We start from the raw sequence: 25,905 nt of genomic DNA, 5'->3' as shown, positions 1-25,905 counted from the left end.
TGCAACGTGATTTCAAGCGTTATATATTCAGTGGCAGGAGTTTTACTTCTGATTTCGTTTGTTAAAGATAAGGAAAAGACAAGAAAAAGCATCAAAACCGCATGGAAGTCATTTGAAAAGCTACTTCCAACTGTGGTCGCCATGATGCTTTTTGTTGGAATAACTTTAACAGTTCTTGATAAAAATGTCATTACAAGCTTGATTGGAACAGAGTCTGGTAGAATGGGTGCAATAATTGCATTAATACTTGGGTCCATTGTAACAATTCCAAGCTTCGTAGCATTTCCTCTTGGTGGGGCTTTACTTAAAACTGGGGCAGGTTATATGCAGGTTGCCGTACTAGTTTCAACAATTATGGCAGTTGGGATTGTAACGCTTCCTGCAGAGATAAAATATTTCAATAAAGATATCGCTGTCAAAAGAATTTTGTTATCTTTTATTACTTGTGTAATATTTACTGCTGTAATAGGAATGGTGATGTACTAATAATACCCATTTAACCGTGGCAAAAGGCCCTTACAAACCATGGGGCTTGATTGGATTCGCTCACTTCAAAGGGTACCATTTTGGTACCCTTTGAAGTGAGCGAATCCACCTGTCGACGGACTAAAACAAATCAATCAACATTGTAAAAAAAGCAGTCGAGAATAAGGCTTTTGAAAACGGTACCAGTGACGGATATATGGTGCCTCGACTAATAATATAAAAGTCCTAAATATTGGGTATACACCATAACACCTCGCTTTCATCACCTAATTCGGCGTATGCGTCAATTCGAAAAGCACCATGATCTTGCGATCCAAGAAATCATTTTCTCTTTCGAGCATCTCTATTACAGCTTTCCCGCTTCCGTTTTGAATTTTACCAGGGAATGCAAACATCTCCATGGCGCTTACTGAACCATCCGAGCTAGCAACTGCGGCCTGAGTCATTTCTTTCTCAAAAAATCCTTCTGCATTGTCATTCACTTCTCCCAATTTCATGTGGAAAAGGAAGAAAGGTTCGCCAGGTTCCAATTATGAGCAACACAAAATCCCTGCTTGATTCTTATATGAATACCAGGAAAATCTGCACAGGGATGGCAGATGCCGAAAGTCTCTTGTTTGTAAACCAGAAACGTCAGAAATTGTCCCGTTGGGGAATTTCTTACATTATTAATAAATATGTTGAACAAGCAAAAACGGAGACAGCTTTTACTGTCCGTTTTCCAATCACACCCCATATATTTTGCCACAGCAAAAGCATGCATTTGCTACAGTCCGGTGTCAACCTAATATATATCCGAGACTTTCTGGGGCACAGTGATTGTTCCACAACCGAGGTCTACGCCAGGGCCCACAGTGAGATGAAACGGAAAGCTATTGAAAATGCATATCCAGATTTAGTACCTGAGGGGCTTCCGAAATGGGAAGAAGACGGTGATTTAATGATGGCTGAATTCTTTATGTGACTAAAAAATATTATGGGGAGTGTTTTCATGACAAAGGCCCTAGAAATAACATTTTCGGGTAACACTCCCCATAACCTGAGACTCTACATAATGGCGAAGTGAGTGCAGCCCTGTACGTAGAAGTTGAAACTTGGCAGGACAAAGGCACCCTTTGAGTAACTTGGAACTAGTCCAAACATCTCAAAGGGTGCTTTTGTCGATCTTAGGTTAGTCACTGAGACTAAAGTGGGTTTCCCAAGAATTCGCGATGAGCTTGGTCAATGGATTTACCTAATTTATCTACAAGGTCAATAATGTCCGCTTCGGTAATGATCAACGGAGGGGACAATTGCAATCCGTCATCAATTAACGGTCGCAATGCCAAGCCGTTTTCCCAAGCAATAGCAGACACACGCTTGGCAAATCCTAGGGCAGAGTTAAATTTGGTCCTGTTTTCAGCATTTTGAACGAGCTGGACGGCATTCATCAGTCCTAGGCCCCTAACTTCACCAATACAGGGTAACCTCAAGTCACGGATGAGTGAACGTAATAGTTCGCCTTTCTCGTGGGCATTGGCTACGAGGTTTTCTTGTTCAATGATTTCGATATTCTTTAAGGCAACTGCACAGGCTACTGGATGACCACTGTAGGTATACCCATGCATAAAGATGCCGTGGTTTCTGATCGGTGTATAGACTCTCTCTGAGATCCCGACAGCTCCCATAGGAATGTATCCGCTGGTAATTCCTTTCGCCATCATCATAATATCGGGTTTTACTCCCCAATGCAGCATGCCAAACATCTTACCTGTCCGACCAAAGCCCGTAATCACCTCATCCGCGATAAATAAGACGTCATATTTATCGCAAATTTCCCGTACTCGTTGATAATAGCCGTCTGGCGGAACGATTGCACCTCCGGTTCCGATGACCGGTTCGGCCGTAAAGGCCGCAACATTGTCCTGGCCGAGTTCGAGTATTTTTTCCTCAAGCGCTCCTGCGCATTCAAGATCACAAAGACCGTGTTCTTTTCCCCAGGGACAGAAGTAACAATGAGGATGCTCAATGTGATGGAATGATGGGACTAAGGGTCTGAATCCATCCCAAAAACCAGGTAAACTTGTCGCGCTTACTGCCCCATAAGAAACCCCGTGATAGGCTTTAGTCCTTGCAATGATGTGATTCTTGTTAGGCTTCCCTTGCAAGTACCAAAAGATCCGGGCCAGTTTGTAGGCCGTATCATTAGACTCTGAACCCCCACTAGTAAAAAAGATCCTGGGATTATCCATGGGGATCATTGTAGCTACTTTTTTTGCCACCTCAATGGCTGATGGATGAGAATAGCCATTGAAGGTTTGAAAGAAAGACAACGTTTCCATTTGGTTTTTGGCAACCTCGGCCAATACCGTTCGGCCATATCCTACATTGTTTAACCACAGACCCGCTCCACAGTCTATATAGGTCTTACCCTCAACACTTTTAACCCGAATTCCATCGCCTTCAGCAATAATCTTAGGTCCACCCCATGATTCCATGTCGGCTATCGAACTTGTTGGATGCAAAAAGTATCTCATGTCATCTTTTTTCATTTGTGCTATTTGATCTTCGGTGTAAACAGTCACCATTACCATCCTCTTTCCTTTTCATTACGTAAATGTTTAACATTGCAAAGTCCGTGCCACTCTTGCACTTTATACAGATTTTCAAGATAAAACTAATATTAAAGCAACACACTCTGCAGATTTGCATGTGTATTATGTATTCAATTATCTAGTAAACGCTATAGCTATAATCGCTAAGCAATATCCTAATTGCATTATAAAAATGCAATCAGGAATTCTATTAGGGTATGCAAAAGCTATAATACAGTATAATGGGTAAAATAAAGATAAATTAATCCATATAAGACAACATTTGCTGTAAATTCGACAATTTAATTTATTGCTAAAAAACGAACTATAGATTAGCCTATAATTAATTAAATTTACTTTAAGGAAATTCTTTTAATTTCTTCTCAGAATAATGCGCATAGGCATTAATACAATGTGATTATGCATTTGATTCAATTCCTCATTAATTCCTCACTAATTTAACAACTATGCAATAATGATCCCTGAATTACATTAAATATTAATGCAAGAATGCATTTTGTTTATTTTTAAAAAACTGAATTTTCCCATAAAACAGACAAATAGTAGCTATATTGCAATCTTGTAAATTTGGCACACAAGTTGCAAGTGTTATATAACGGACCGGAGGTGTTGAATTGGTGCAGTTTGAAGCAGGATTTCAAGAGATATATCATGGAGTGCTGATGGTCGATTCTAATGGATACATAGTAGGATGCAACAAGGCCGCTAAAGAGTTGCTGGGGATTAATGGCGATGTTGTAGGGGAAATGGCCAGAGAAGTGCTTCCGGATTCTGCCATGTATGAGGTGTTGGAAACGGGAATTCCTGTTGTCAATAATAAAGTTGACATTGGAGGAAGAGTTATACTTTCTAACCATAAACCGATTTTCGAAGGAACTAGAATTACCGGAGTCGTCACATCCTTTCAAGACATCACCGATCTTGATGCTGTAGTCCAAGAATTAGAAGTTACTAAAGAACTTAATAAGGAATTGGAGGCCATTTTTAATTCTTCTTATGACGAAATTTTCGTTACGGACGGAGAGGGCGTCACCCTGAGGGTAAATAAAGCGGGTGAACGTTTTTACGGAATGAAAGCGGAAGAAATTATCGGCAAACATGTAACCAAATTGGAAGAATTAGGACTGTTTTCGCCCAGTATTACCCCTCAAGTTCTGAGAACAAAAAAACGATCTACGTTGATACAATCAACCAAGAGTGGGAAAAAAATCATCGTAACTGCCAATCCTGTTTTTGATGAAAAAGGCCAGATCATTCGAGTAGTTACGAATTCTAGAGACATAACCGAATTAAGTAACTTACGCCAGCGCTTGGAAGATACTGAAAAGTTGATGGATAACTATCGAACTGAAATTGTGAAGTTGCAAAAAGAGCGTTTAGATGCATCAGAAATTATCAGCAAAAGCGCAATAATGCAGCAGATCTTAATACTAGCCGGCAAGGTGGCAGGTGTAGATTCTACGGTGCTGATCGAAGGAGAGTCCGGTGTAGGTAAAGGTGTTGTTGCGTTAAAGATTCATCAATTAAGTAAGCGAAGTGAATATCCGTTCATAACCATTAACTGCGGCGCAATCCCTGAGAACTTAATGGAGTCAGAATTATTTGGGTATGAAGGGGGGTCCTTTACAGGGGCCAAAAAAGAAGGGAAGAAAGGACTCTTTGAAATGGCCGGTACTGGAACGATATTCTTGGATGAAATCAGCGAATTACCACTTAATCTTCAAGTGAAGTTATTGCAGGTTATCCAAGAAAAAAGGTTAAGGCGAGTAGGAGGAAATGACTACATTGATATTAATGCCAGGATTCTGGCTGCGACAAATCGCAACATACCTCGACTGGTTAAAGAACGAAAGTTTAGAGAAGATCTCTATTACCGATTAAATGTCGTACCCCTAGTTGTACCACCTTTGCGGCACAGAAAAGAGGATATCCCAGTCCTGGTTGAGCATTTTTTAGAAGGGCTTCGAGAAAAATATGAGATTTATAAAAAAATGGCTCCGGAGACGATGGAGCTCTTGATAAATTACAATTGGCCCGGTAACGTACGAGAATTAGAGAATTTAGTCGAGAGAGTTGTAGTGACCGTTGATGCTTTGGAAGTTTTACCGATGCATTTGCCGGATTATATATTACATGGGGATGGTACTTCAGCAAAAGTTTTCGTATTGGACATTTGTCCTTTGAAAAGTGCCACTGACGAATTAGAACGGCAATTACTAAATAAAGCATTAATCAAATTCCAAAATACTTATAAAATGGCAGATGCTTTAGAAGTTAATCAATCGACGATTGTTCGGAAAATGCACAGGTACGGTATTTTCAAAGAGAATGTTCATTTGCAATAAGATGAACTTAGATATTTAAACTAATAATCGACCATTCTTCTAGCTAACTAAGGCAGTTTTTAAGCCTTTTAATAAAATTACCTTGGTTTATATATAAGTAGTTTTGGAAAACAGGAAAGGGGTGATGTAGTAATCCATATAGGGAGGATTTAAAGCGTAATCACGCTGAGTTGCTACTATTATAGATAATAGAGGAGGAAAAAATCTATGTTCAAAAAGGTCACAATTAAGCGTGTCTTGGGATTGGCGATGATTTCTAGTTTATTGGTATCTTTGGCCGGTTGTGGTAGTACTGGTACAGCAGGTACCAGTGCGAGTACTGAGGCAAGAGACTATTACAAAGTCGGTGTCATTACATCTTTGTCGGGTGCTGAGGTCATCGGTGGAAATATCACTAAATATGGTTACGATCTTTGGGAAGATACTGTGAACAAAAAAGGTGGTATTAAGGTCGGAGATAAAAGTTATCAGGTTAAGCTTGTCTACGCGGATGACCAAAGCGATCCTGCTGCAGGAGCCAACGCTGTGGAACGAATGATTACTTCCGAAAAGGTTGATTTCATTCTCGGACCGTATACCAGTGGTGTAACCAAAGCTGTAGCCCCAATTCTCGATAAATACAAAGTCCCTATGATCACTGGGTCTGCCGAATCCCCATCTATTTGGACACAGAAATTTGCCTATACCTTTGGTTCTGTTCCGGCTGCTGACTTGACGGCAAGTTCTCCTTTGGAGACATTATCTAAATTAGCAGATCCGCCCAAAACAATCGCTATCATCGGCGTAAATGATGCCTTCTCCAAAGCAGTTGCTGAATCATTTAAAGCTGCTGCCGAGAAAAATGGTATGAAAGTTCTTAAGTATGATGTTGTGCCTGCCGGAACGGACTTTACTCCGTTAATCAGCGCAATCAAACAACTGAACCCAGACGTGCTGGCAGTAGGTGGCCATGAAGCAGAACATATGGAAATTATCAAAGGATCCAAATCTCTAGGGTTTATGCCGAAGGCATTTGTCATGCATTATGGGATTACAAACCCAGACTTCACCAAGAACCTTGGCAAAGATGCGGACTATGTATATGGCGCGGCAGTATGGACGCCTGATCTACAATTAAAAGACGACCTATACGGAACTGCTCAGGAATATGTGAAACTCTACCAAGCAAAATATAATGCCATTCCGGACTATACTGCAGCAGCATGTTCAGCGACGGGTCAATCTTTTTCAGCTGCCTTGGCTAAGATCGGAGCAAAACCACCACTTTCTGATCAGCAAAGGGAAGAGTTAACCAAAGCCCTTGAACAAGTAGAAGTTAATACCTTCTATGGGCCGATTAAATTCGCAACAGAGGGCAACTGGTTCCATAATAATATTGGCTTAAAAGCCTTAACGATCCAAATGGTTAAAGGGGAGCAAATCATAGTCGGTCCTGCAGATATGAAGGCAAAAGATGCTATCTACCCTGTTCCTGCTTTGAGCGGTCGCTAAATAAGTACAAAACTTCTAGTTTGAGGAGCCGGGATGTCCCGGCTTCCTCAAACTATAGGAGAGGAGATGTTTTATGGGATTATTTACGCAAACGTTGATCAACGGAATTCTAATCGGTGGGATTTTCATAACCATCGCTGTTGGCTTCTCAATTTCTTATGGAGTTATGCACATAGTTGACTTTGCCGTGGGCGAATGGATTATGTTAGGAGCCTTCACTGCTTTTTGGCTTAATATGTACACAAAGATCGACCCATTACTACTAATACCGTTTATTGCCCTTTTTTTCGCTTTGATTGGTTACCTATTTCAGCCAATTATTCAGAAAGTCGTCAATATTAAGCACAGAAGTGCTGCCATGATGGCCTTAGCCTTTACGTTTGGCCTTTCGACGTTATTAAGAGGATCAGCTCTGACACTATGGGGTTTTAACAACCGTAATCTAGTTTCAGTGTTATCCGAAATGAATATTAACCTGTTTGGCATTACGGTTCCCGCTATTAGAGGGGCGGCTACAGTGTTTTCAATTATTGTGACGGCGGCGTTTGCCTATTTCCTTTATCGTACTAAGACTGGGATTACCATACGGGCTGCCGCAGAGGATAAGACGGTAGCGGGTTTAATGGGAATTGACGGTCATCGCATATCCCGCTTAGTTTATGCTATTTATGTTGGCTTAACTGCTATGTCAGGTGTCTTTATCGGCTGTATTTTCTCCGTATTCCCAGATATGGGTTTGCGCTATACCGCCTTCGCCTTCTTTGTTGTGGTCGCGGGAGGAATGGGTTCTTTTTCAGGCGCAATCGTAGCGGGCTTGATGCTAGGGTTAATATCCAGTTTTGTTTCGGTCTACGTGGGGGGAGCCTACGTATTCTTGATCTTATTTTTCATCCTCTACTTAATCCTTGTATTCCTTCCTAAAGGTATTCTTGGAAAAGGCTGGTAGAAAGGAGAGGTTAACTTGTCGATATCAAAGTCTTTTAGCCCAGTTAAAGTAATCCTGCTGCTCCTTTCTATGGTCCTTTTATGCATTTTGCCATTCTTAGTTTCTTCCTTCATTTTGCGAATTGCAACCGGTATCATGATGTGGATTGGCTTAGCTTTAAGCTGGAATATGCTGGGTGGTTATATGGGTTATATAAGCTTCGGTCATGGCGCTTCCTTTGGGGTTGGCGCTTACATTGCAGGCATGTTAATGACCCAGTTGCATTTGCCTTTTTTTATAGCGTTAATCATCGCTGGAATTCTAACCTATCTTTTCGCAGCCATCGTGGGATACCCAACCTTACGTCTGAGTGGTTCATATTTTGCCATTGGCACCTGGGCCTTCGCGGAAATGATGCGTCAATTGGTTTTAGTCTTAGAGATAACAGGTGGGCCAGAGGGCTTGCGTTTGCCACCGATGCTTAATGACAATTTCTTTTATTACGTGATGTTCGGCTTAGCGTTACTTGTTTTCCTTGCAGCGTATTTCTTTTTCGAACACAGTGATTTTGGTTTAAAAGTAAAAGCAGTCCGGGAAGAAGAAACGGCAGCCCGCACTTTAGGGCTCAACACTACATGGGTTAAAAATCAGGTGTTTGCCATCAGCTCAATGTTTGCTGGAATCATTGGTGGTGCCTTTGCTTACTGGATTACCTTTATCCACCCAGACAGTGTTTTAGGACCGCTGATTGCGGATCAAATGGTTATTATGGTTCTCTTAGGGGGTATTGGTACCTTATTCGGACCAGTCATTGGCGCAATTGTACTCTATGTAGGAAACCAATATATGTTGGTTATGTGGGGGCAAAGTTCAGCCTATCTAATCATCCTTGGGGTAGCGATTTGTTTAGTTATTCTGTTCTTGCCAGAAGGACTTATGAGCTTACCCAGAATTCTCAGAGGGAATCGAAAGGGTATATTCGCACGCTTTTTTTCAAAGTCGAAACAATCAAATACCTAAGTGTTATGTAGATAAGCACTGAACAGAAGGGGGCCTGACCATGGAGTTGCTGGAAATCAAAGAGCTGAACCATATGTTTGGTGGTTTGAAAGCTATTGCCAATCTTAATATTAATGTTAAAGCGAAGATGACCTATGGAGTAATTGGAGCGAACGGAGCCGGTAAAACGACGTTGTTCAATCTAATCACTGGAATTTACCATCCTACGGCCGGTCAGATCCTCCTCGATGGATTAAGCTTGGTTGGTAAACAGTCTTTCGAAATCTCTCGCCTTGGAGTGGCTAGGACCTTTCAAAACTTACGCTTGTTCAATGACCTGACGGTTGTAGAGAACATTCATGTTGGACAAATCTACCGCAGGGGGCTAGGGAAGCTTAAAACTAAAGATTTATCTGCAAAAATTGATAGTTTGTTAAACCTCTTTGGACTTGATGTTCGCGCGGAGGAAAAGGCTGGGAATTTGCCGTATGGTATGCAGAGAAAGTTAGAAATCGCCAGGGCACTGGCTACGGAACCAAAGCTATTGTTGTTGGACGAACCTGCTGCAGGTATGAATCCGCAAGAGGTACAAGGTTTAGTGGGCCTTATTAAGGAAGTCAAGAGACAATACAGCGATATAACCATCGTCTTGATTGAGCATCAGATGAAATTAGTGGAAGGTCTCTGTGATTATGCTACAGTCATGAATTTTGGCCAGGTTATTGCTAACGGGACTGTTCAGGAAATCCAAAATAACCCGGTTGTGATTAAGGCATACTTGGGTGAAGCGGAGGTGGGTTAATGGCCAGAATTATGGAAGTCGAAAACCTGGAAGTTGTTTATGGCGTGATTAAAGCGCTGCAAGGGATTTCTTTTTATATCGATGAAGGTGAAATTGTAACTATCATTGGAGCAAACGGCGCCGGAAAATCGAGTACCTTACGGGCGGTTTCAGGGATGGTGCGCCCAAGTTCTGGCAAGGTAATGTTTAAAAATAAGGACATCACAAATTCTCCCTCTCATTTAATAGCCCGTCAAGGATTATCTCATGTTCCAGAAGGGCGAGGCATGCTAACAAAATTAACGGTTGAAGAAAATTTGATCTTAGCTACCTATAACAGAAAAGATAACGCCAAAGTTAAAGAGGATATGGCAGATGTCTATCGACAGTTTCCCCGTTTGTCCGAACGAAAGAAGCAAGCCTCAGGCAATCTGTCTGGCGGAGAACAGCAGATGTTGGCCATCGGACGAGCTTTGATGACCGGAGCGGACACCTTACTATTAGATGAACCATCCATGGGCCTCGCCCCATTAATTGTTAAAGAGATCTTCGCTGTGATCAAACGCATTAATCAGGCTGGAAAAACAATTTTACTTGTCGAACAAAATGCCATTACCGCTCTCCATACTGCTCACCGTGCTTATATACTAGAAAATGGTGCAGTCCTTAAGAGTGGTAAAGCTAGTGAATTAATAGATGATCCCCAAGTAAAAGCTGCCTATTTGGGAGGGCACTAATGATTCAATAATGAAAGAGTGGTCATAAAATGAGTAATTTTACTGAAGACAAAATAAAAATTGAAGTCTTAAACTCCCAATGTAAATTGTACCAAGCAGGGGATCAGATTATTATAGACGGGCCTTTAATCGATTTTGATAAGTCAAGTAAGGTATGTGTCACGGCACTTAATGCTATGTACCCTTTTGTATTTGCTCTCCGCAAGAAGGTCACCCCACAGGCGCTAGGGTTCGATGGTGAGGTAACTGTTCAGTGCCCCGACTTTTGTGCTCCTGTAGTGTTTAAATTAATTCCCTTTACGGACTAATCATCTCGGTTGCGATCAAACAATTCAAACACTCATGCGGAATAGTTATAGTCTGAGTTTAAAGTATATGGGGGAAAGGCAATGAAAGGTTTTTTCGGGAAGCTATTGAGGATTAATCTTACGACTAGGACTTACGTTGTTGAGGAGATTTCGGAAGATATATTGAAAACTTACCTTGGGGGAAGGGGCCTAGCTTCCTACTTACTTTTAGAGAATCTCAAGACCGGAATTGATCCGCTCTCAAGGGATAACAAGTTGATTTTTGTTACCGGTCCCGCTACAGGTACTGGAATGTGGGGTTCTAGCCGATACGGCGTCTTTAGTAAATCCCCTCAAACAGGATTATATGGGGAAGCAACTTCAGGGGGCAAGGTCGCGCCTCAGATGCGAAAAACTGGCTACGATGCGATTATTTTGGAGGGAGTTGCAGATATGCCGCTTTCTCTAGAAATATCCGATCAACAGGTTGTGTTCCGAAATGCCAGCGATCTCTGGGGTAAAGATACCTATGAGACAGAAGATAAAATTTTGGCGGAGGTTGGAGTGCCTGAAGCCCAGGCTATAGTTATTGGTCCGGCAGGGGAAAATTTAGTACGGTTCGCTTGTATCGAAAATAACTATTGGCGTTCGGCTGGTCGCACGGGTATGGGCGCAGTAATGGGCTCGAAAAAAGTCAAAGCTATTGTTTTCCACGGTCAGGCCCAAGCCGAGATCTCTGATCCGGAACTGCTCAAGGATTTAATTAAAGCCTTGACGGCCAAGGCTAAAGGAAATGTTGGTGTTAAAGCGTATCAAACTTACGGCACCACCCAGATGGTTAAAACCATGAATTGCGCAGAAACTTTCCCGACTAAATATTGGTCCGAAGGGATTTATGAGAATTGGAGAGACCTTAGTGGAGACACCTTACTCGCTGAAAATGAGGTCAAACCGAATGCCTGTCCCTCTTGTTTCCTAGCCTGTGGTAAGCTGACAACGGTCACTAAAGGCAAGTATAACGGGCTAAAAGTAGAAGGCCCTGAGTATGAGACTATATACGCTTTTGGGGGACTTTGTGGTATCGGCGATTTAGCCGAGATCCTCTATTTAAACGATCTATGTGATCGGTTAGGGATGGATACGATCACCGCAGGGAATTTAGTAGCCTTTACTCAGGAAGCTGTTCGACATGGTAAAGTCGAAGCCAACTTGAATTATGGTGACGCAAAGGGTGTAGCGGACTTACTTGAGGATATCGCCTATGCAAGAGGCCTGGGAGGGATCTTGTCCCAAGGGATTAAACATGCCGCTATAGTTTGGGATCTTGAGGATATTGCCATCCATGTCAAAGGTTTGGAACCTCCCGGCTATGACCCCCGGGTGCTTAAAGGGATGGGACTTGCTTACTCCACTTCGGCTAGGGGGGCCTGTCATCTAAGGGCAACCTTTTATAAGGCAGAGTTAAGTGGGATGATCGATCCTGCAATCACCCAAGGTAAAGCCGAAATGTTCATCGATTTTGAAAATAGGTTGACGCTTTTGAATACCCAGATACTATGTGTCTTTTATAGGGACATGATGCTCTGGCCAGAGCTTAGACAATTAGTTAAAGCGATTACCGGTTGGGATTATACCCAGTGTGAACTCGAAGAGATAGCCAACAGGATTGTCACGTTAACTAAGGTTTTTAATCTCCGCGAGGGTGCTAACAGGGAGCAGGATACTCTCCCGAAGCGGATGTTTAAGGAACCGCTGAACGAGGGCAGGGATGTTATCACAGGGGAAGAACTAGACTTGATGCTCGACGACTATTACAGATTAAGAGGGTGGGATAATCAAGGACGACCATCTGCGGAACTATAACTTCATCAATCATTAGCATTGAATTTGCTTAATGATTAAGGTATGATTTAAATAGATGTTAAACACACGGGGGGTAGATCGGATTGATCGCGTGGACTCTAAATTCATGCAGGCGGGTGAAACTCCCGTACTCCTCGCCAATAGATTCGCTCTCAAGGCAAAAATCCTTCCCTCGCTCGGGTCTGGATTAGAAGATTTTAAAAAGGTTCGGTGATATTACACCGAGCCTTTTCTTGCTATAAGCTAAAAAGTATAGCCGCTATAGTTAGTGGGAGGAAAATTTATGCTTAAGCTTCTTGATTTAGCTTCTCAAGATTTTATTGTAAGTCCAACTTCAAATAATTTATGGTCGCTTATTGATAGTATTACAACACAAAATAAAAAGTTCGTTATTACTTTTAACGATAAATGTGTTGTAGGTATATTAACGGCGAATAGTTTTTTGCGCGAAATTCTTGTAGCTAAAGAGACAAATGGATTAGATGAGAGAACTACAATAGCTGAGCTAGAGTACACTTTAACATTTAATGTAGTCACAGAAGATTTCCCAGTTGCTAAGCTGATTAATTTTAATACTGATGTTGTCGTAATAATAAATAAAGAATCTTATCCTATTGGAATCATTAATAGAATTGGCATAATAAAAAAAATGTTAGTGGATTATTGCGGCTGTCCCCCTGATATTCAACAAACCATGCAAGAATACAAAAAAATATTTGAAGATATTGAAGATGAGATATTCGTCACAGATCAATTTGGCTATGTTTTACGTCTTAATCCAGCTGCAGAAAGAGTAATTGGAGTAATAGCTGGTGATGTAGTTGGCAGACATGTCAAGGAGTTAGAAAAGGAAGGGGTTTTTTCCACAAGTATTACCATGCATGTCCTCCATCAAAAGAAAAAGATTAATATGATTCAGCTTTTGAAATCGGGTAAGACTGTCATTAGTACTGCCTTTCCCATTTTTGATGAAGAAGGAGAAATTGCTAGAGTTGTTAGTACTTCTAAAGATTACCAAGAAATCACAAAATTAAAATCTGAACTAGAAAAAAAGGAAACGGAACTTGAAAGGAAAAATCAAGAAATAAACACTTTGCGTGAGGAGATCTTTTCCAATGTTAACTTAATATATAATAGTAAAGAAATGGCCAAAGTAAGGGACACAGTTTATAAAATAGCTCCCATTGATTTAACAGTATTAATCCAAGGAGAGTCTGGCGTTGGAAAAGAAGTTATCACGAAAGCTATCCATTATGCAAGTCTAAGAAGTGATCAACCTTTTATAAAGATTAATTGTAGCGTTATCCCTGAAACCTTAATTGAATCTGAACTTTTTGGCTATGAAAGTGGGGCTTTTACTGGCGCGACTAAGGGCGGTAAAATCGGTAAAATAGAATTGGCGAATAATGGAACATTATTTTTAGACGAGATTGGTGAACTACCACTTTTGATCCAGGTAAAATTACTTGAGTTTTTGCAAGACAGGGAAATATGCAAGGTCGGTGGTACAAACAAGATTAAAATAGATACTAGGATCATTACAGCAACTAACCGCAACTTGCAAAATATGGTCAATGAGGGCCTTTTTCGCAAAGACTTATTTTACAGACTTAATGTCGTCCCAATTAACATACCGCCCCTGAGAGAGCGTAAGGAAGATATTCCTGCCTTAGTAAAGTATTTTCTAGAGATATTTAATAGCAGATATGGAATGAATAAAACTATTGCCCCAGAGGTAATGCAGGCTCTTTATACTTACAGTTGGCCAGGCAATGTAAGGGAATTAGAACATGTACTTGAAAGGGCAGTAATTATAAGTGATATGGAGGTAATTACACTAGCAGCAATGCAGAACTTTCTTGAATTAAAGACGAATAATAAAAAGGTTACATGCACGGAAATAATGCCCTTAAAACTTGCTAAAAGAGAATTGGAAGAACAATTAGTAAAAAATGCTTATGATATTTATAAATCAACGTATAAAGCTGCTAAAGCATTGGAAATTAATCAGTCAACTGTTGTTAAAATTTTAAAAAAATATCGTTTAAATTAGCGGGTTTATATGATAGCCATCCATAAGATAAGCTTTTAGGAGATAACTTTATTGGCCTAAATGCTGTTTATAGACTTATAAGCAGATAATATTGATGATAATGAAGTGGTTCGGTGATTTTGACACCGGGCCTTTTTTATTTTCTAAGCTAAAGGCTAACCTGTTTGAGAAAGATGCTTGGGGATGAATAATTTCATTATTAGCCAATGAAATTATTCATCAGCTAATAAAATAGTCTATTTGCTAAAAAATTCAGAATTTTAAAACGTTGTCATATAGAATGATGCCAAATTTCATTAATACACTGTGTTAATAGAAATGAAAAGAGTTGTGGTTCGGGTAAAACCGACAATTTATCCATTGGCATAACTTTTGCATCGCATTATAAATGTTAGTTTCTGCTAAATAAGTTTACCAAACGTTCTATTATCAAAATCATGAATAATCAACAAGGAGGAAACATGAATGAGTGAATTTTTCACACGGTATGGTGATGGTTCTCCGACGAAAGTAAGTGCAGATGAGATGCGGCGCGATCTTGAAGTGGGAACTAATGATGCGGCTGATCGTGGCAAAATCCCTGCGCTTAGTCAAAGCGAGCTAGATCATCTTTTCGATATTTGCACGAGGCCGGACAAGACCGTGAGTGTACAGCGAGGAGACGAAGTGGTTGTAACCTTTGATGCAGGAACGTTAAAGCTACCGGTTCGGGCAGGCGTTCCGATGGATCGATCTACTGCAATCCTTACCCATGAAAGGGCGTTTTGTTCCGATAGTATGGAGTTAGCTCATGTTGATTACAGTTACAAACAACTGAAAGCCATTATTCACGAAGAGACAGCGGCCATGGAACACGTTCAACTTAATACCATTATACCAATCTTTTACGGAGCTATGCCAAACCTTGGCCTCTATACAAAGCCGGATGGTCCCATTGAAAATTGGTCTGAACTGCTTCCACTAGCTAAAATTTCTGAAGCAAAAGCAGCCCAAGAAGAAGCGGTGGAACATGCGATTAAGGATATGGTTTATGTGGCTAGTCGTATGTATGAAGCTGGGGCAGACGGAATTAACTTTGACACAGTAGGGGCCTCGGGAGATGCTGATGTTCTAGCTTCTTTGAAAGCTGTCGAAATTCTTAAGAAAAAATATCCCGACATTGCCATTGAGTTCGGAATGGCGGGTGAGTTTATTCTCGGTATGCATGGAGATTTGTACTTTGACGGAAAGCGTTTAGCAGGACTCTACCCGCATCAACAAGTAAAAGTGGCGGAAAAAGCTGGCGCCACAATCTTCGGGGCAGTCATCAATACGAATAGTAGCAAGACATTTGCCTGGAATCTCGCGCGGACCGTTACCTTTGTCAAGGCTTGCACGGAAGCAGCAAACATACCTGTACATGTTAATGTTGGTATGGGAGTAGGCGCTATTCCTAATTCTAACACTCCTGCAGTCGATGCTGTTTCGAGGGCGGATAAGGCCTTAGTCGAGATTGGCAAGGCAGACGGTTTATAGATAGGTCATGGGGATCCTTATGGTATGGCAATAACTCATGAGACGTCTGCAGGCATGGGCGGAATACGTACTGCTGGAGATCTGGTAGCACGTATGCAAATGGCTAAAGGCATGAAAATTAAAGAAGCAAAAGAATATGTAGCTGGTAAACTAGGAATCTCGACCTTCGAACTATGTGACGAGGCCGTCATGCAGGAGATCAGAGAAGACCTGGATATCGGTCACGTTCAAGCTCGTGATGGGGCTTCAATCGGGATTCAAGCTAAATGTAACATCGCCAAATTATTGGGAATAGAAATTCGGTCGGTAGAAAACTTTAAACGAATGACTGGCTTAAGATAATCAGTTAATCAGATTATTGGGGAGGGTTAGCAGTTGAGTATTGAAGATATTATTTTAGAGGCTAGGGAGACCATCTTGCAGTGTGATCAAGCGAGAGCTGTAGGATTGGCAGAGCGTACTCTTGCAGAAGGGTATGATCCTGTTGAAGTTATTAGTGCGGGATTTAGCTATGGGATAAGAGAAATGGGAGAACTCTTTGGCAGAGGAGAAGTTTTCCTTCCTCAATTAATTATGTCTTCTGAAGTCATGAAGGCGGCAGTGAAAATTTTAGATGCGGCTATTGTTCAGAGTGGAGTAGCCCAATATAAAGGAATATTTGTTATAGCTACGGTTGAAGGGGATGTACACGATATAGGCAAGGGGATTGTCATATCTCTCCTAAAAACTCAAGGTATACAAGTACACGATATGGGTCGAGATGTTTCCGTTGTCAAAATAATCGAGAAAGCACTTGAAGTTAAAGCGGACATTATTGGTACCAGCGCTTTACTTACCACAACGTTAATGAGTCAGAAAAAGCTTGAGGACGAGCTTCGTAAAAACGGCTTGCGTGAGCAATTTAAGACAATGGTCGGTGGAGCCCCAGCTACCCAACGTTGGGCCGACCGCATTGGTGCGGACGCTTATGCTGAGGATGCAGCGGAAGCAGTAACCAAGGCACTTTTGCTCTTGAAAAGAACCTAATAGGTCAAGAAAATTAACGGAGTTTGTGGAGGTGAGTGGATTGAAAAGGAACTTATTTGCGGGAGCAAGTCGCCAAGAGGGAGTAGGGCTTAACCTGTTTACCGAAGACGAACTATATGCTATCCACTGTTCTACTTTAGATGTCCTGAAAAATACAGGGATTAAGGTTGAAAGTCAAGAAGCAAGGGAGATCTTCGCCAGCGGAGGAGCAATAGTTGACCACACATCACATATGGTTAAGTTTCCTGCGTATTTGGTGGAAGACGCTATCCGTTCTGCTCCAAGTTCAATTTTCCTGGCAGGTAGAAATCCTAAAAATGACATGATTTTAGAGGCCAACCGAGTAGGATTTACAAATTTCGGTGAGGGCATTCGAGTGATTGATCCATATACAAAGGAGTACAGACAAACAACCAAACAAGACGTTGCAAATACAGCGCTGGTGTGTGACGCAATGAGCGAAATCGATGTTTATGAAAGAGCGGTTGCAGCTCAAGATGAAAATGCCCTAGTTGGGTCACTTCATGAAGCTGAAGCTTACTTTACGAATACCTCTAAACATTGCTTTTCTGGCGCCAGTAATGGCAAAAACTTTAAGAAAATAGTAGAGATGGCGGCGGCTATTGTTGGAGGTATAGATAAGCTCAGAGAACGACCAATTTATAGTACGATCGTTTGTCCTACTAGTCCTTTGCAGTTGGTTACGGATTGTACAGAAGTAATTATCGAGGCTGCAAAAGCGGGTATCGCTGTCAATATTCTGTCTATGGCAATGGCGGGCGCATCATCACCTGTCACCCTGGCAGGGACACTGGTGACCCATAATGCTGAAGTCTTGAGCGGTATTGTCTTAAGCCAGCTAACGGTTAAAGGGGCTTCGGTAATTTATGGAAGCTCGACAACGATTATGGACTTGAAATATACGACAGCCCCTGTCGGATCACCGGAATGTGGAATGATTAATGCCGGTGTCGCCAAATTAGCTCAGTACTACTTATTGCCGAGCTGGGTTGCCGGTGGATAGGCAGATAGTAAAGTACCCGATGCTCAAGCCGCCCACGAAAAAACCATAACAGGATTATTGGCTGCTCTAGGCGGAGCAAACCTAATCTATGGTTTGGGTATGCTTGAACTCGGCATTACTTTCGATTTTGCGCAATTAGTCATGGACAACGAAATGGCTAAAATGATAAAAAAATCTGTCTCAGGGATTGCGGTGAACGAAGAGACTTTGGCTGTGGATGTCATCAAGCAGGTAGGAGCCGGCGGTGAATTCGTAACCAATGAGCATACGTTCCGTCATTTTAAGACAGCTCACTCTCAGACAAAATTAATCGACAGAAGAATGAGGGATACTTGGTTGGACATGGGGGGCAAGGATTTCACGGAAAGAGCCTATGAAGCAGCAATCTCTATCCTGGAAAACCATAAACCAGACCCGTTGCCAGCAGGTGTCGCAGAAAAGCTCCGCAAGATTGTGGAAGATGCAGAAATAGAATATGGAATAGTAAAATAACCGTCTCTAATGGGAACTAAGTAATGGACACGGAATTAATCAAGTTAATAGAATTGGACCCAGATTTAGGAGGTGTTAGGGATGGCAAATGAACTACTCGATAATCTCATCGAAGCAGTGGTCGAGGGGGACCCAGAACTGGTGGTTGAATTGACCGAGGAAGCGATCAGTCAAGGGATCGAGCCGTTAATTATTCTTAATGAAGCATTGACCAAAGGTATTACGATTGTTGGAGACCATTTTAGTACTGGACATTACTATTTGCCGGATCTTCTTTTAGGTGCGAAAGCTATGGATGCGGGCGTAAAAAAACTTGAGCCTTTGCTCGTGGGAACGGCCCGTGAGTTTTATGGCAAGGTATTAATGGGGACGGTTCAAGGTGACTTGCATGAGATTGGGAAAAACATTGTCGGGATGATGCTTAAAACCTCAGGCTTTGAAGTGATAGACCTGGGAATCGACGTGCCAGCCAATAAGTTTATTGAAAAGGCTAAGGAGCTTAAACCTGATATCATAGGCATTTCAGCATTGCTAACTACAACCATCGGCAGGCAAAAAGAGATTATCGAGCTTTTAATTGAAGAAGGTTTAAGGGACCAAGTTAAAGTGATGATTGGTGGGGCTCCGATCAATGGAGCTTGGGCAGAAAAGATCGGGGCTGACGGTTATGCTGAAGATGCTTTAAGCTCAGTCGTAATTGCAAAAAAACTTATAGGCAGGGCTTAAAGCGATTGGAGGAAAGACGGATGAAGTTCGAGCTTTTAGCGGACGAGGAAGTATCTCAAATTCATGAAGCGAGCTTGGAAGTCCTTGAGACAATAGGAATTCATACAACATCTGAACGCTTTAAGAAGTTACTGTTGGATAACGGGTGCAAAGAAGAAAAGGGTCGAATTCTTTTTACTCGGGAAGTGATCGACAAAGCTCTGAAAACAGTGCCCCAAGAATTCAAACTCTATGGCAGAAATAACTCACCTGTTTTGGAAATCGGACAAAAGAAGGCTTATTGTCAAACTTGTGTCGGTACTCCGTCGATGATGGATTTAGAAACAGGTGAAAAACGGGATGTTACGGTAAAAGATCTTGAAGAGTATACAAGGTTGGCAGATTCGTTGGAATTCGTAAATATTATTTCTCCCATTTTCCCGAGAGATGTCCCTCAAGAAATAATATTAACTTATGAAACGGCAACCCTGTTGCGCAACACTTCGAAGCCCTTAAGTATTTGTATAGAATCGGCACGTGAACTGCCCTATATCATTGGGCACGTGAACTGCCCTATATCATTGAACTATTAGCACTAGCAGCAGGGGGAAGAGATGCTTTAACGGAGAAACCAATCGCTATGATTCCTATATCTCCGTTAAGTCCACTCGATTATGGCTTTGACCCAGCCGAGGCCCTAATAGACGTTGTTGAAGCAGGATTACCGCTAGGCGTTGAACCTTGTCCAATGATGGGTTCAACGGCCCCAATGACGATAGCGGGTATTGCTGTTCAACATAATGCCGAGATTCTAGCGGGGGTTATTGCCAGTCAACTGATCAGAGCTGGAGCACCGGTGACGATGTCCTCCAGGGCAACCTTCATGGATATGCGTTCTGGAGTGGGTCTATGGGCTATGCCAGAAATGGGTTTGGCAGGAGCGGTAATGAATCAACTCGCCAAGCTGTATAATATTCCCTGTGCACCGGGCGGTTTCTGTGGTGCTTCGAAAATTGCCGATGCTCAGAGCGGATACGAACATTTATATAATGCTTTAATGGAAGCTTTAGTAGGAAGTGACATCATTGGCTCAGCTGGTTCTCTAGACAATGCCTTAACTTCGTGCTATGCAATGCTAGTTATTGATAACGAATTGTCATCCGTCATTCAAAGGACGATTAAGGGTGTTGAAGTCTCGGAGGAAAAGTTGGCAGTAAAGGTTATAGCCGAAGTCATCGGAACTCAGAGTAATTTTCTGGAACAGAAACATACTCGGAAACATCTTAGAGCCGGTGAGCTATGGCTTCCACCCCTCGGAGATAGGCAAACCTATGAAAAGTGGGCAGACAAAGGAGAAAAGATCGAAGATAAAGCACGCGAAATCGCCAAGGCTTTGATTTTGGCTCATCCAGGTTTAAGAATCAGCTCTGAGATTAATGCTCAATTTGGACTAGTACTGGAACGAGCCCGCAAAACGGAAATCGGAAGCTAAGGACAAAGAGGGGGTGAAGGCTAGTGAAGTTTGACTTATTTTCAGATGATCAACTCCAGCAGGTTCATGAAGCAAGCATGGATATTTTGAAGTCAATTGGCATTCATACCAAGTCAAAGAGACTCAAGGATTTACTGCTGGAGCATGGCTGTCAGGAAAAAGACGGAAGAATTGTGTTTAGTCAGGATATCCTTGACAAGGCACTGAAAACTGCGCCTTCCGAATTTAAACTATACGGACGAAATAATGACCATGTAGTGGAGATGGGAGCGAAAAAAGCCTACTCCCAAACCTGTGTGGGGACTCCTTCAGTGATTGATATTGACACCGGTAAAAAAAGGGACGTAAAACTTGTGGACCTTGAAGATTTCGTCAGATTGACGGACGCTTTGGAGTATATCAATATTATTTCGCCCATTTTCCCGAGGGATGTTCCCCAGGAGATCATTGTTTCGGTAGAGACGGCAACGATGTTGCGCAATACTACGAAACCCGTGCGAATCACAGCAGAATCTTCTCATGAAATGAAATATATTCTTGAATTATTAAGGGTAGTCGCCGGCGGGGAAGAGATGTTGAGAAAAAGGCCACTTGCCTATATTGAGGTATCTCCAATTAGCCCGTTAGAGTATGGCTTTGATCCTGCCGAAGCAATGTTGGATATAGTAGAAGCCGGGTTACCCTTAGGAGTTATACCTTGTCCCATGATGGGTTCGACAGGGCCAATGACCTTAGTGGGTACGGTAGCTCAACATAATGCGGAGATCTTAGCAGGGGTTGTTGCCAGTCAACTTTTAAAACCAGGTAGCCCAGTCATTATGTCCCCTCGAGTCACCTTCATGGATATGCGTTCTGGTGTCGGGCTATGGGCTATGCCGGAGATGGGTCTAGCCGCTGCCGCTTCAGTTCAACTGGCCCGTTTTTACGGGATACCTTCTACTGCAACGGGTTACTCTTGTGCTTCTAAAATAGCCGATGCTCAGAGTGGTTATGAACATTTGTATAATGCCCTGATGCCCGCTCTGATCGGAACGGACATTATAGCAGCTGCTGGTTCTCTGGAAAACGCTCTCACGTCATGTTTTGCCATGTTGGTGATTGATAATGAACTATCTTCAGTGATTCAGAGGACGGTCAGAGGAATTGAGGTTTCTGAAGACAAGCTGGCAGTGAATGTGATTGCTGAAGTGATCCAATCCAAGAGTAATTTTCTGGAACAAAAGCATACCAGAAAACATCTTAGGGCTGGTGAGCTTTGGAAACCCAACCTTAGCGACCGGCAAACCTATGAGAAATGGTCCATAAATAAAGATAAGGTCGAAGAAAGTGCTAGATTAAGAGCTAAAGAATTACTGGCAACCCACCGGGTTGAACCTCTCAGCGTGGAGGTCAATGCTGAAATTGATAAGATCTTGAAAAGAGCCCAAGACGATTATTTGCAGCGGACGAGCAATATGAAATAAAGAAGCATATAAGAGGGGGATTTCCAAGTGAGTAGTTTTAACGAACTAGCGGATGCGGTTCTTAACGGTAATTTCCAAAAAGTTAAAGAAATCACTTTAGAAATGATTGATAGCAAGGTCGATCCCTTACGCATTATCAACGAGGGTCTTATTGCCGGAATGAATATAGTCGGCGTCAGGTTTAAGGCAGAGGATATGTATGTTCCGGAAGTGATGATGTCAGCAAAATCCATGGCCTCTGGAATGGAGTTGATTAAGCCTCTCATCGCAGAATCAGATATGCCCACTGCAGGGACAATCGTCTTTGGGACTGTTAAAGGTGATCTTCACGACATTGGCAAGAGTCTAGTTTGTATGATCCTGGAAAGTGGTGGATTTAAAGTCATTAATCTTGGCACAGATGTTTCACCTGAAATGTTTGTGCAAGCGGTTAAAGAGCATAAACCTCAAATCGTCGGATTGTCGGCTCTTTTGACAACAACCATGCTAAATATGAAAACTACCATTGAACTATTAATAGAAGAAGGTTTACGCGACGGAATAAAGGTGATTATCGGTGGAGCACCCGTTTCCCAGAGTTTCGCGGACGATATTGGAGCGGATGGTTATGGAGCAGATGCCATGGCAGCCAAGGAGTTATGTTTGCAACTAGTTGGGTAAAAATAGTTAGAGGAGGAATGAAAGTGTTAATAATCGGCGAGTTAATCAATACAAGTAGAAAGTTGATCGGCGAAGCAGTTGAGAAAAGAGATGCCGACTATATTAGAAAAATAGCTGCGGATCAAGTTGCTGCCGGGGCGAATTATGTTGATATTAATTGCGGCACGATGATCTTTGATGAGGTAGAGACCATGGAATGGTTAGTCAATACTGTTCAGGAAGTTGTTCAAGTGCCTTTATGCATAGACAGCCCCAATCCTAAAGCAATTGAGGCCGGGTTAAAGCTCGCTCGTAACGGCCAATCTCTGATAAACTCTATTACCGGTGAAAAAGAACGTTACGCTGAGATCCTTCCTTTAGTTCTTAACTATAAGACGAAGGTTGTAGCTCTTTGTATGGATGATAACGGAATGCCCGAGACGGCCGAGGACAGGATGGCTGTAGCCCAAAACCTTTATCAAAATTTAACAGAAGCAGGAGTCTCTGAAGATGATATTTACTTTGATCCCCTTGTCAAACCGGTAAGTACGGGGGATAAAGCAGGGCAGGAAGTCCTTGATACCATAAAGTTGATAAAGCAGAAATATCCAAAGGTTCACATGGTTTGTGGCTTAAGTAACGTTTCCTTCGGTCTTCCGAATCGAAAAATGCTTAATCAATTCTTTATGATTCAGACGATGACGATGGGAATGGATAGTTATATTTTAAACCCACTTGATAAAAGTATGATGGGTGCTGTTCAAGGTTCACAGACTCTGTTGGGAAATGATTCGTATTGTACTGGTTATCTAAATGCCCATCGCAATAAGCTTTACGAATAAAGTTCGTTCCAAGAAGATAAATCTTATGCCCTTGTGCCGTTTCGGCTTTAATGATTGTTTCCCCATTAACTAGGGGAAATAATCATGGGGAAAAGAAGTCTTCTAGCAATAATTATCTAAAAATTATGAATTGATGTGTAATTGCTCAAATGGTCAATGTTTAAGGGGAAAGGCAGTCAAAATCGTCTAGTTCAAGCTGTTGTACATGCCTTAACGTACTGCTTCCCCCTTAATCATACCGGTGGTTTTAACGAGGGTCAGCAAAATGTAAAATCGCTCCTCGCTAACGGGTAACCATCGGAAATACATCTCAGCAATGAGAGGAAAGTGAGGTATAATTAACAAGTACAACTACTATCAATAATTGGCTAAACCTGAAAATTTGTTTGGGGAGGGAAATTAATGGCAAAACCACAACTCGACCACAAAGTGTTTTGGCCCGCTTTTATAGTAATTTTCGGTCTTTCTTTAGCCCTGGTTTTAAATCGCGAGGCTGGTTCAAAAGTTGCCGATGCTGCTTTAGCTTGGTCGACTTATAAACTGGACTGGCTCTTCCAAATAGGTACTTTTATGGCGTTTGCTTTCTTAATCTGGATAGCTTTCGGTCGATATGGCAACGTCAAACTAGGCGGACCTGACGATAAACCAGAATTCTCCACATTAAGCTGGATCGCGATGTTATTTTGTGCTGGGATTGGCTCCAGTTTGATTTATTGGTCCGTGGCTGAGCCTATCTACTACCTACAAGGACCACCGTTTGGCATAGAAAAAGGTGCTGCCGAAGCAGCCCAATGGGCACTGACCTATGGCATGTTCCACTGGGGGTTTAGTGCCTGGGCCCTGTATTGTATCCCCACTTTGCCGATTGCCTATGCTTATTACGTCCGTAAGGATACTAAACTGAGGGCTAGTACAGCCTGTCGTCCTCTCCTTGGAAATAAAGTTGATGGCTGGATAGGGAAGGTTATCGATATTTTAGTAATGTTTGGTATCGTTGGTGGCTTTGGTACTTCCCTAGGCCTTGGGGTTCCCTTATTGGCGGCAGCAGCTTCAAGTTTGTTTGGAATAGAACAGTCCATGGGCTTAAATATGGCAATACTCGCGATCTGGACACTGATCTTTGGTTTCAGTGTTTATACAGGCCTTTATAAAGGAATTAAGATCTTAAGTGATATTAATGTTTATCTTGCTTTTGCTTTGTTAGCAGTAATTCTAATATCTGGACCAACCTTTTTTATCTTGTCAGTATTCACTGACAGTGTAGGAATGTTGTTAAATAACTTTTTACGTATGAGCTTTTATACCGATCCCATCGTGAAGAGTGGGTTCCCTCAGTCATGGACAGTATTTTATTGGGCGTGGTGGATTGCCCTGGCACCTTTTATGGGTTTATTCGTCGCTAGGATTTCCAAGGGACGTACTTTAAAGCAACTTATCATGGCTGAGTTGTTTTGGGGAACTTTAGGTTGCTGGGCTGTCTTTGGAGTCTTAGGTGGTTATACTTTGCACCTGGAATTTGACAAAATTCTGTCAGTCGGCAAGATCATGTCAGAGAGCGGAGGTCCAGCCGCCATTATAGCGGTCATAAATACATTGCCGATGCCTCAGGTTGTTTTAGTTTTATTCCTGCTCTTAGAATTTGTCTTCCTGGCCACCTGTCTTGATTCCTCGGCCTATGTATGTGCCACTATGGCGACCAAGGAACTGGCAGAAGATGAACAACCGGCTCGTTGGAACAGAGTTGTCTGGGCTTTAGCTTTAGCGGCTATAGGTGTTGCGGTTCTATCGTTAGGTGGTATGAATGCAATACAAACATCCTCTGTAGTCGCGGCGGTTCCCCTAGTGTTTGTCCTAATTGTCTTAACCTTGTCTTTTATGAAAATGCTTAGAGAAGATCATGGTGTAGAATGTAGCCCGAAAGAAATAACGATCCAATCTCATAAAAATAATAATAATCTATCGGCTAAATAGTAATAACGAATCTATTGCTATAATCAAGGTGCGAAAACAAATTTAGATAAAATCCTTTAAACAGAAAGGCGAAATGCATGTAAGCATTTCGCCTTTACTGTTTAAAAGATTTTCCAGAAGGAAGACTTTCAATAAAAAAAGTGTTTGACAAGAATATTCAGAATAAAGTAAAATT

General features: G+C 41.9%; 21 protein-coding genes and 2 pseudogenes. 21 read left to right on the top strand and 2 right to left on the bottom strand.

The features are described from left to right. The first annotated feature begins 6 nt into the window (after positions 1-6). Positions 7-486, top strand: a complete 480-nt coding sequence (locus JL57_RS27340) for a permease (RefSeq protein ID WP_034145056.1) — start codon at positions 7-9, stop codon at positions 484-486. 266 nt (positions 487-752) lie between these two features. On the opposite strand, the gene JL57_RS27335 is transcribed toward JL57_RS27340, so the two are convergent. After that, positions 753-968, bottom strand: coding sequence for a hypothetical protein (locus JL57_RS27335; RefSeq protein ID WP_291300652.1), 216 nt, complete (start codon positions 966-968; stop codon positions 753-755). Here JL57_RS27335 and JL57_RS27330 point away from each other — a divergent pair. Next, complete coding sequence (locus JL57_RS27330; protein WP_366557120.1) at positions 917-1,450, top strand: tyrosine-type recombinase/integrase; 534 nt, start codon at positions 917-919, stop codon at positions 1,448-1,450. The genes JL57_RS27335 and JL57_RS27330 overlap by 52 nt on opposite strands. A gap of 220 nt (positions 1,451-1,670) precedes the next feature. On the opposite strand, the gene JL57_RS27325 is transcribed toward JL57_RS27330, so the two are convergent. Then, positions 1,671-3,053, bottom strand: coding sequence for an aspartate aminotransferase family protein (locus JL57_RS27325; protein ID WP_291300651.1), 1,383 nt, complete (start codon positions 3,051-3,053; stop codon positions 1,671-1,673). A gap of 644 nt (positions 3,054-3,697) precedes the next feature. Between JL57_RS27325 and JL57_RS27320 the strand changes: the two genes are divergently transcribed. The 19 genes and pseudogenes from JL57_RS27320 to JL57_RS27225 all read left to right on the top strand — a co-directional run bounded on the left by JL57_RS27320 (position 3,698) and on the right by JL57_RS27225 (position 25,730). Beyond that, entirely contained in the window at positions 3,698-5,425 is a 1,728-nt protein-coding gene (locus tag JL57_RS27320) for a sigma 54-interacting transcriptional regulator (RefSeq protein WP_034145075.1), read from the top strand. A gap of 207 nt (positions 5,426-5,632) precedes the next feature. Continuing rightward, positions 5,633-6,916 carry an amino acid ABC transporter substrate-binding protein gene (locus JL57_RS27315; protein ID WP_034145053.1) on the top strand — a complete coding sequence of 428 codons (1,284 nt, stop codon included), beginning with the start codon at positions 5,633-5,635 and terminating at the stop codon, positions 6,914-6,916. 73 nt (positions 6,917-6,989) lie between these two features. After that, complete coding sequence (locus JL57_RS27310) at positions 6,990-7,862, top strand: branched-chain amino acid ABC transporter permease (protein WP_034145052.1); 873 nt, start codon at positions 6,990-6,992, stop codon at positions 7,860-7,862. A gap of 15 nt (positions 7,863-7,877) precedes the next feature. Next, positions 7,878-8,861, top strand: a complete 984-nt coding sequence (locus JL57_RS27305; protein WP_291300650.1) for a branched-chain amino acid ABC transporter permease — start codon at positions 7,878-7,880, stop codon at positions 8,859-8,861. Positions 8,862-8,901: 40 nt separating this feature from the next. Then, on the top strand, positions 8,902-9,642 hold the full coding sequence (locus tag JL57_RS27300) for an ABC transporter ATP-binding protein (protein ID WP_034145051.1): 741 nt from the start codon (positions 8,902-8,904) through the stop codon (positions 9,640-9,642). Beyond that, positions 9,642-10,358 carry an ABC transporter ATP-binding protein gene (locus tag JL57_RS27295; RefSeq protein ID WP_034145050.1) on the top strand — a complete coding sequence of 239 codons (717 nt, stop codon included), beginning with the start codon at positions 9,642-9,644 and terminating at the stop codon, positions 10,356-10,358. Before JL57_RS27300 ends, JL57_RS27295 begins: the two co-directional genes overlap by 1 nt. A gap of 29 nt (positions 10,359-10,387) precedes the next feature. Then, the gene (locus JL57_RS27290; protein WP_034145049.1) at positions 10,388-10,666 is read left to right on the top strand and encodes a TIGR04076 family protein; all 279 of its coding nucleotides are present in this window, start codon (positions 10,388-10,390) and stop codon (positions 10,664-10,666) included. A gap of 81 nt (positions 10,667-10,747) precedes the next feature. Beyond that, positions 10,748-12,508, top strand: a complete 1,761-nt coding sequence (locus JL57_RS27285) for an aldehyde ferredoxin oxidoreductase family protein (RefSeq protein WP_034145048.1) — start codon at positions 10,748-10,750, stop codon at positions 12,506-12,508. Between the two features lie 283 nt (positions 12,509-12,791). Further along, positions 12,792-14,561: a sigma-54-dependent Fis family transcriptional regulator gene (locus JL57_RS27280; RefSeq protein ID WP_034145047.1), complete on the top strand. Its 1,770-nt coding sequence runs from the start codon at positions 12,792-12,794 to the stop codon at positions 14,559-14,561. A gap of 465 nt (positions 14,562-15,026) precedes the next feature. Beyond that, a pseudogene (mtbB, locus tag JL57_RS27275) lies at positions 15,027-16,418 on the top strand ([dimethylamine--corrinoid protein] Co-methyltransferase). A gap of 33 nt (positions 16,419-16,451) precedes the next feature. Continuing rightward, entirely contained in the window at positions 16,452-17,102 is a 651-nt protein-coding gene (locus tag JL57_RS27265) for a B12-binding domain-containing protein (RefSeq protein ID WP_034145044.1), read from the top strand. Between the two features lie 25 nt (positions 17,103-17,127). Beyond that, positions 17,128-18,618, top strand: a pseudogene (locus JL57_RS27260) (trimethylamine methyltransferase family protein). Between the two features lie 81 nt (positions 18,619-18,699). After that, a complete protein-coding gene (locus JL57_RS27250; RefSeq protein WP_034145042.1) occupies positions 18,700-19,344 on the top strand; it encodes a corrinoid protein in 645 nt (214 codons plus the stop codon). A 20-nt stretch (positions 19,345-19,364) separates the two neighbouring features. Continuing rightward, on the top strand, positions 19,365-19,916 hold the full coding sequence (locus JL57_RS35730) for a trimethylamine methyltransferase family protein (protein WP_291300649.1): 552 nt from the start codon (positions 19,365-19,367) through the stop codon (positions 19,914-19,916). Continuing rightward, positions 19,892-20,815, top strand: a complete 924-nt coding sequence (locus JL57_RS35725; protein ID WP_366557119.1) for a trimethylamine methyltransferase family protein — start codon at positions 19,892-19,894, stop codon at positions 20,813-20,815. Before JL57_RS35730 ends, JL57_RS35725 begins: the two co-directional genes overlap by 25 nt. Positions 20,816-20,838: 23 nt before the next feature. Continuing rightward, entirely contained in the window at positions 20,839-22,278 is a 1,440-nt protein-coding gene (locus JL57_RS27240) for a trimethylamine--corrinoid methyltransferase (protein ID WP_034145041.1), read from the top strand. A 27-nt stretch (positions 22,279-22,305) separates the two neighbouring features. Beyond that, positions 22,306-22,938, top strand: a complete 633-nt coding sequence (locus tag JL57_RS27235) for a B12-binding domain-containing protein (RefSeq protein ID WP_034145040.1) — start codon at positions 22,306-22,308, stop codon at positions 22,936-22,938. Between the two features lie 23 nt (positions 22,939-22,961). Next, complete coding sequence (locus tag JL57_RS27230; RefSeq protein WP_034145039.1) at positions 22,962-23,759, top strand: methyltetrahydrofolate cobalamin methyltransferase; 798 nt, start codon at positions 22,962-22,964, stop codon at positions 23,757-23,759. A 402-nt stretch (positions 23,760-24,161) separates the two neighbouring features. Next, on the top strand, positions 24,162-25,730 hold the full coding sequence (locus JL57_RS27225; RefSeq protein WP_034145038.1) for a BCCT family transporter: 1,569 nt from the start codon (positions 24,162-24,164) through the stop codon (positions 25,728-25,730). Positions 25,731-25,905: the final 175 nt, after the last annotated feature.

The organism is Desulfosporosinus sp. BICA1-9, assembly GCF_000802135.1.
The sequence above is the reverse complement of the archived record's forward strand: the minus strand, read 5'-3'. Positions and strand labels throughout refer to the sequence as shown.

Bases quoted from the DNA above. Each gene is read 5' to 3' on its own strand.
- JL57_RS27325 (WP_291300651.1), bottom strand. From the start codon at position 3,053: ATGGTGACTGTTTACACCGAAGATCAAATAGCACAAATGAAAAAAGAT.
- JL57_RS27315 (WP_034145053.1), top strand. From the start codon at position 5,633: ATGTTCAAAAAGGTCACAATTAAGCGTGTCTTGGGATTGGCGATGATT.
- JL57_RS27310 (WP_034145052.1), top strand. From the start codon at position 6,990: ATGGGATTATTTACGCAAACGTTGATCAACGGAATTCTAATCGGTGGG.
- JL57_RS27300 (WP_034145051.1), top strand. From the start codon at position 8,902: ATGGAGTTGCTGGAAATCAAAGAGCTGAACCATATGTTTGGTGGTTTG.
- JL57_RS27295 (WP_034145050.1), top strand. From the start codon at position 9,642: ATGGCCAGAATTATGGAAGTCGAAAACCTGGAAGTTGTTTATGGCGTG.
- JL57_RS27290 (WP_034145049.1), top strand. From the start codon at position 10,388: ATGAGTAATTTTACTGAAGACAAAATAAAAATTGAAGTCTTAAACTCC.
- JL57_RS27285 (WP_034145048.1), top strand. From the start codon at position 10,748: ATGAAAGGTTTTTTCGGGAAGCTATTGAGGATTAATCTTACGACTAGG.
- JL57_RS27280 (WP_034145047.1), top strand. From the start codon at position 12,792: ATGCTTAAGCTTCTTGATTTAGCTTCTCAAGATTTTATTGTAAGTCCA.
- JL57_RS27250 (WP_034145042.1), top strand. From the start codon at position 18,700: ATGGCAAATGAACTACTCGATAATCTCATCGAAGCAGTGGTCGAGGGG.
- JL57_RS35730 (WP_291300649.1), top strand. From the start codon at position 19,365: ATGAAGTTCGAGCTTTTAGCGGACGAGGAAGTATCTCAAATTCATGAA.
- JL57_RS27225 (WP_034145038.1), top strand. From the start codon at position 24,162: ATGGCAAAACCACAACTCGACCACAAAGTGTTTTGGCCCGCTTTTATA.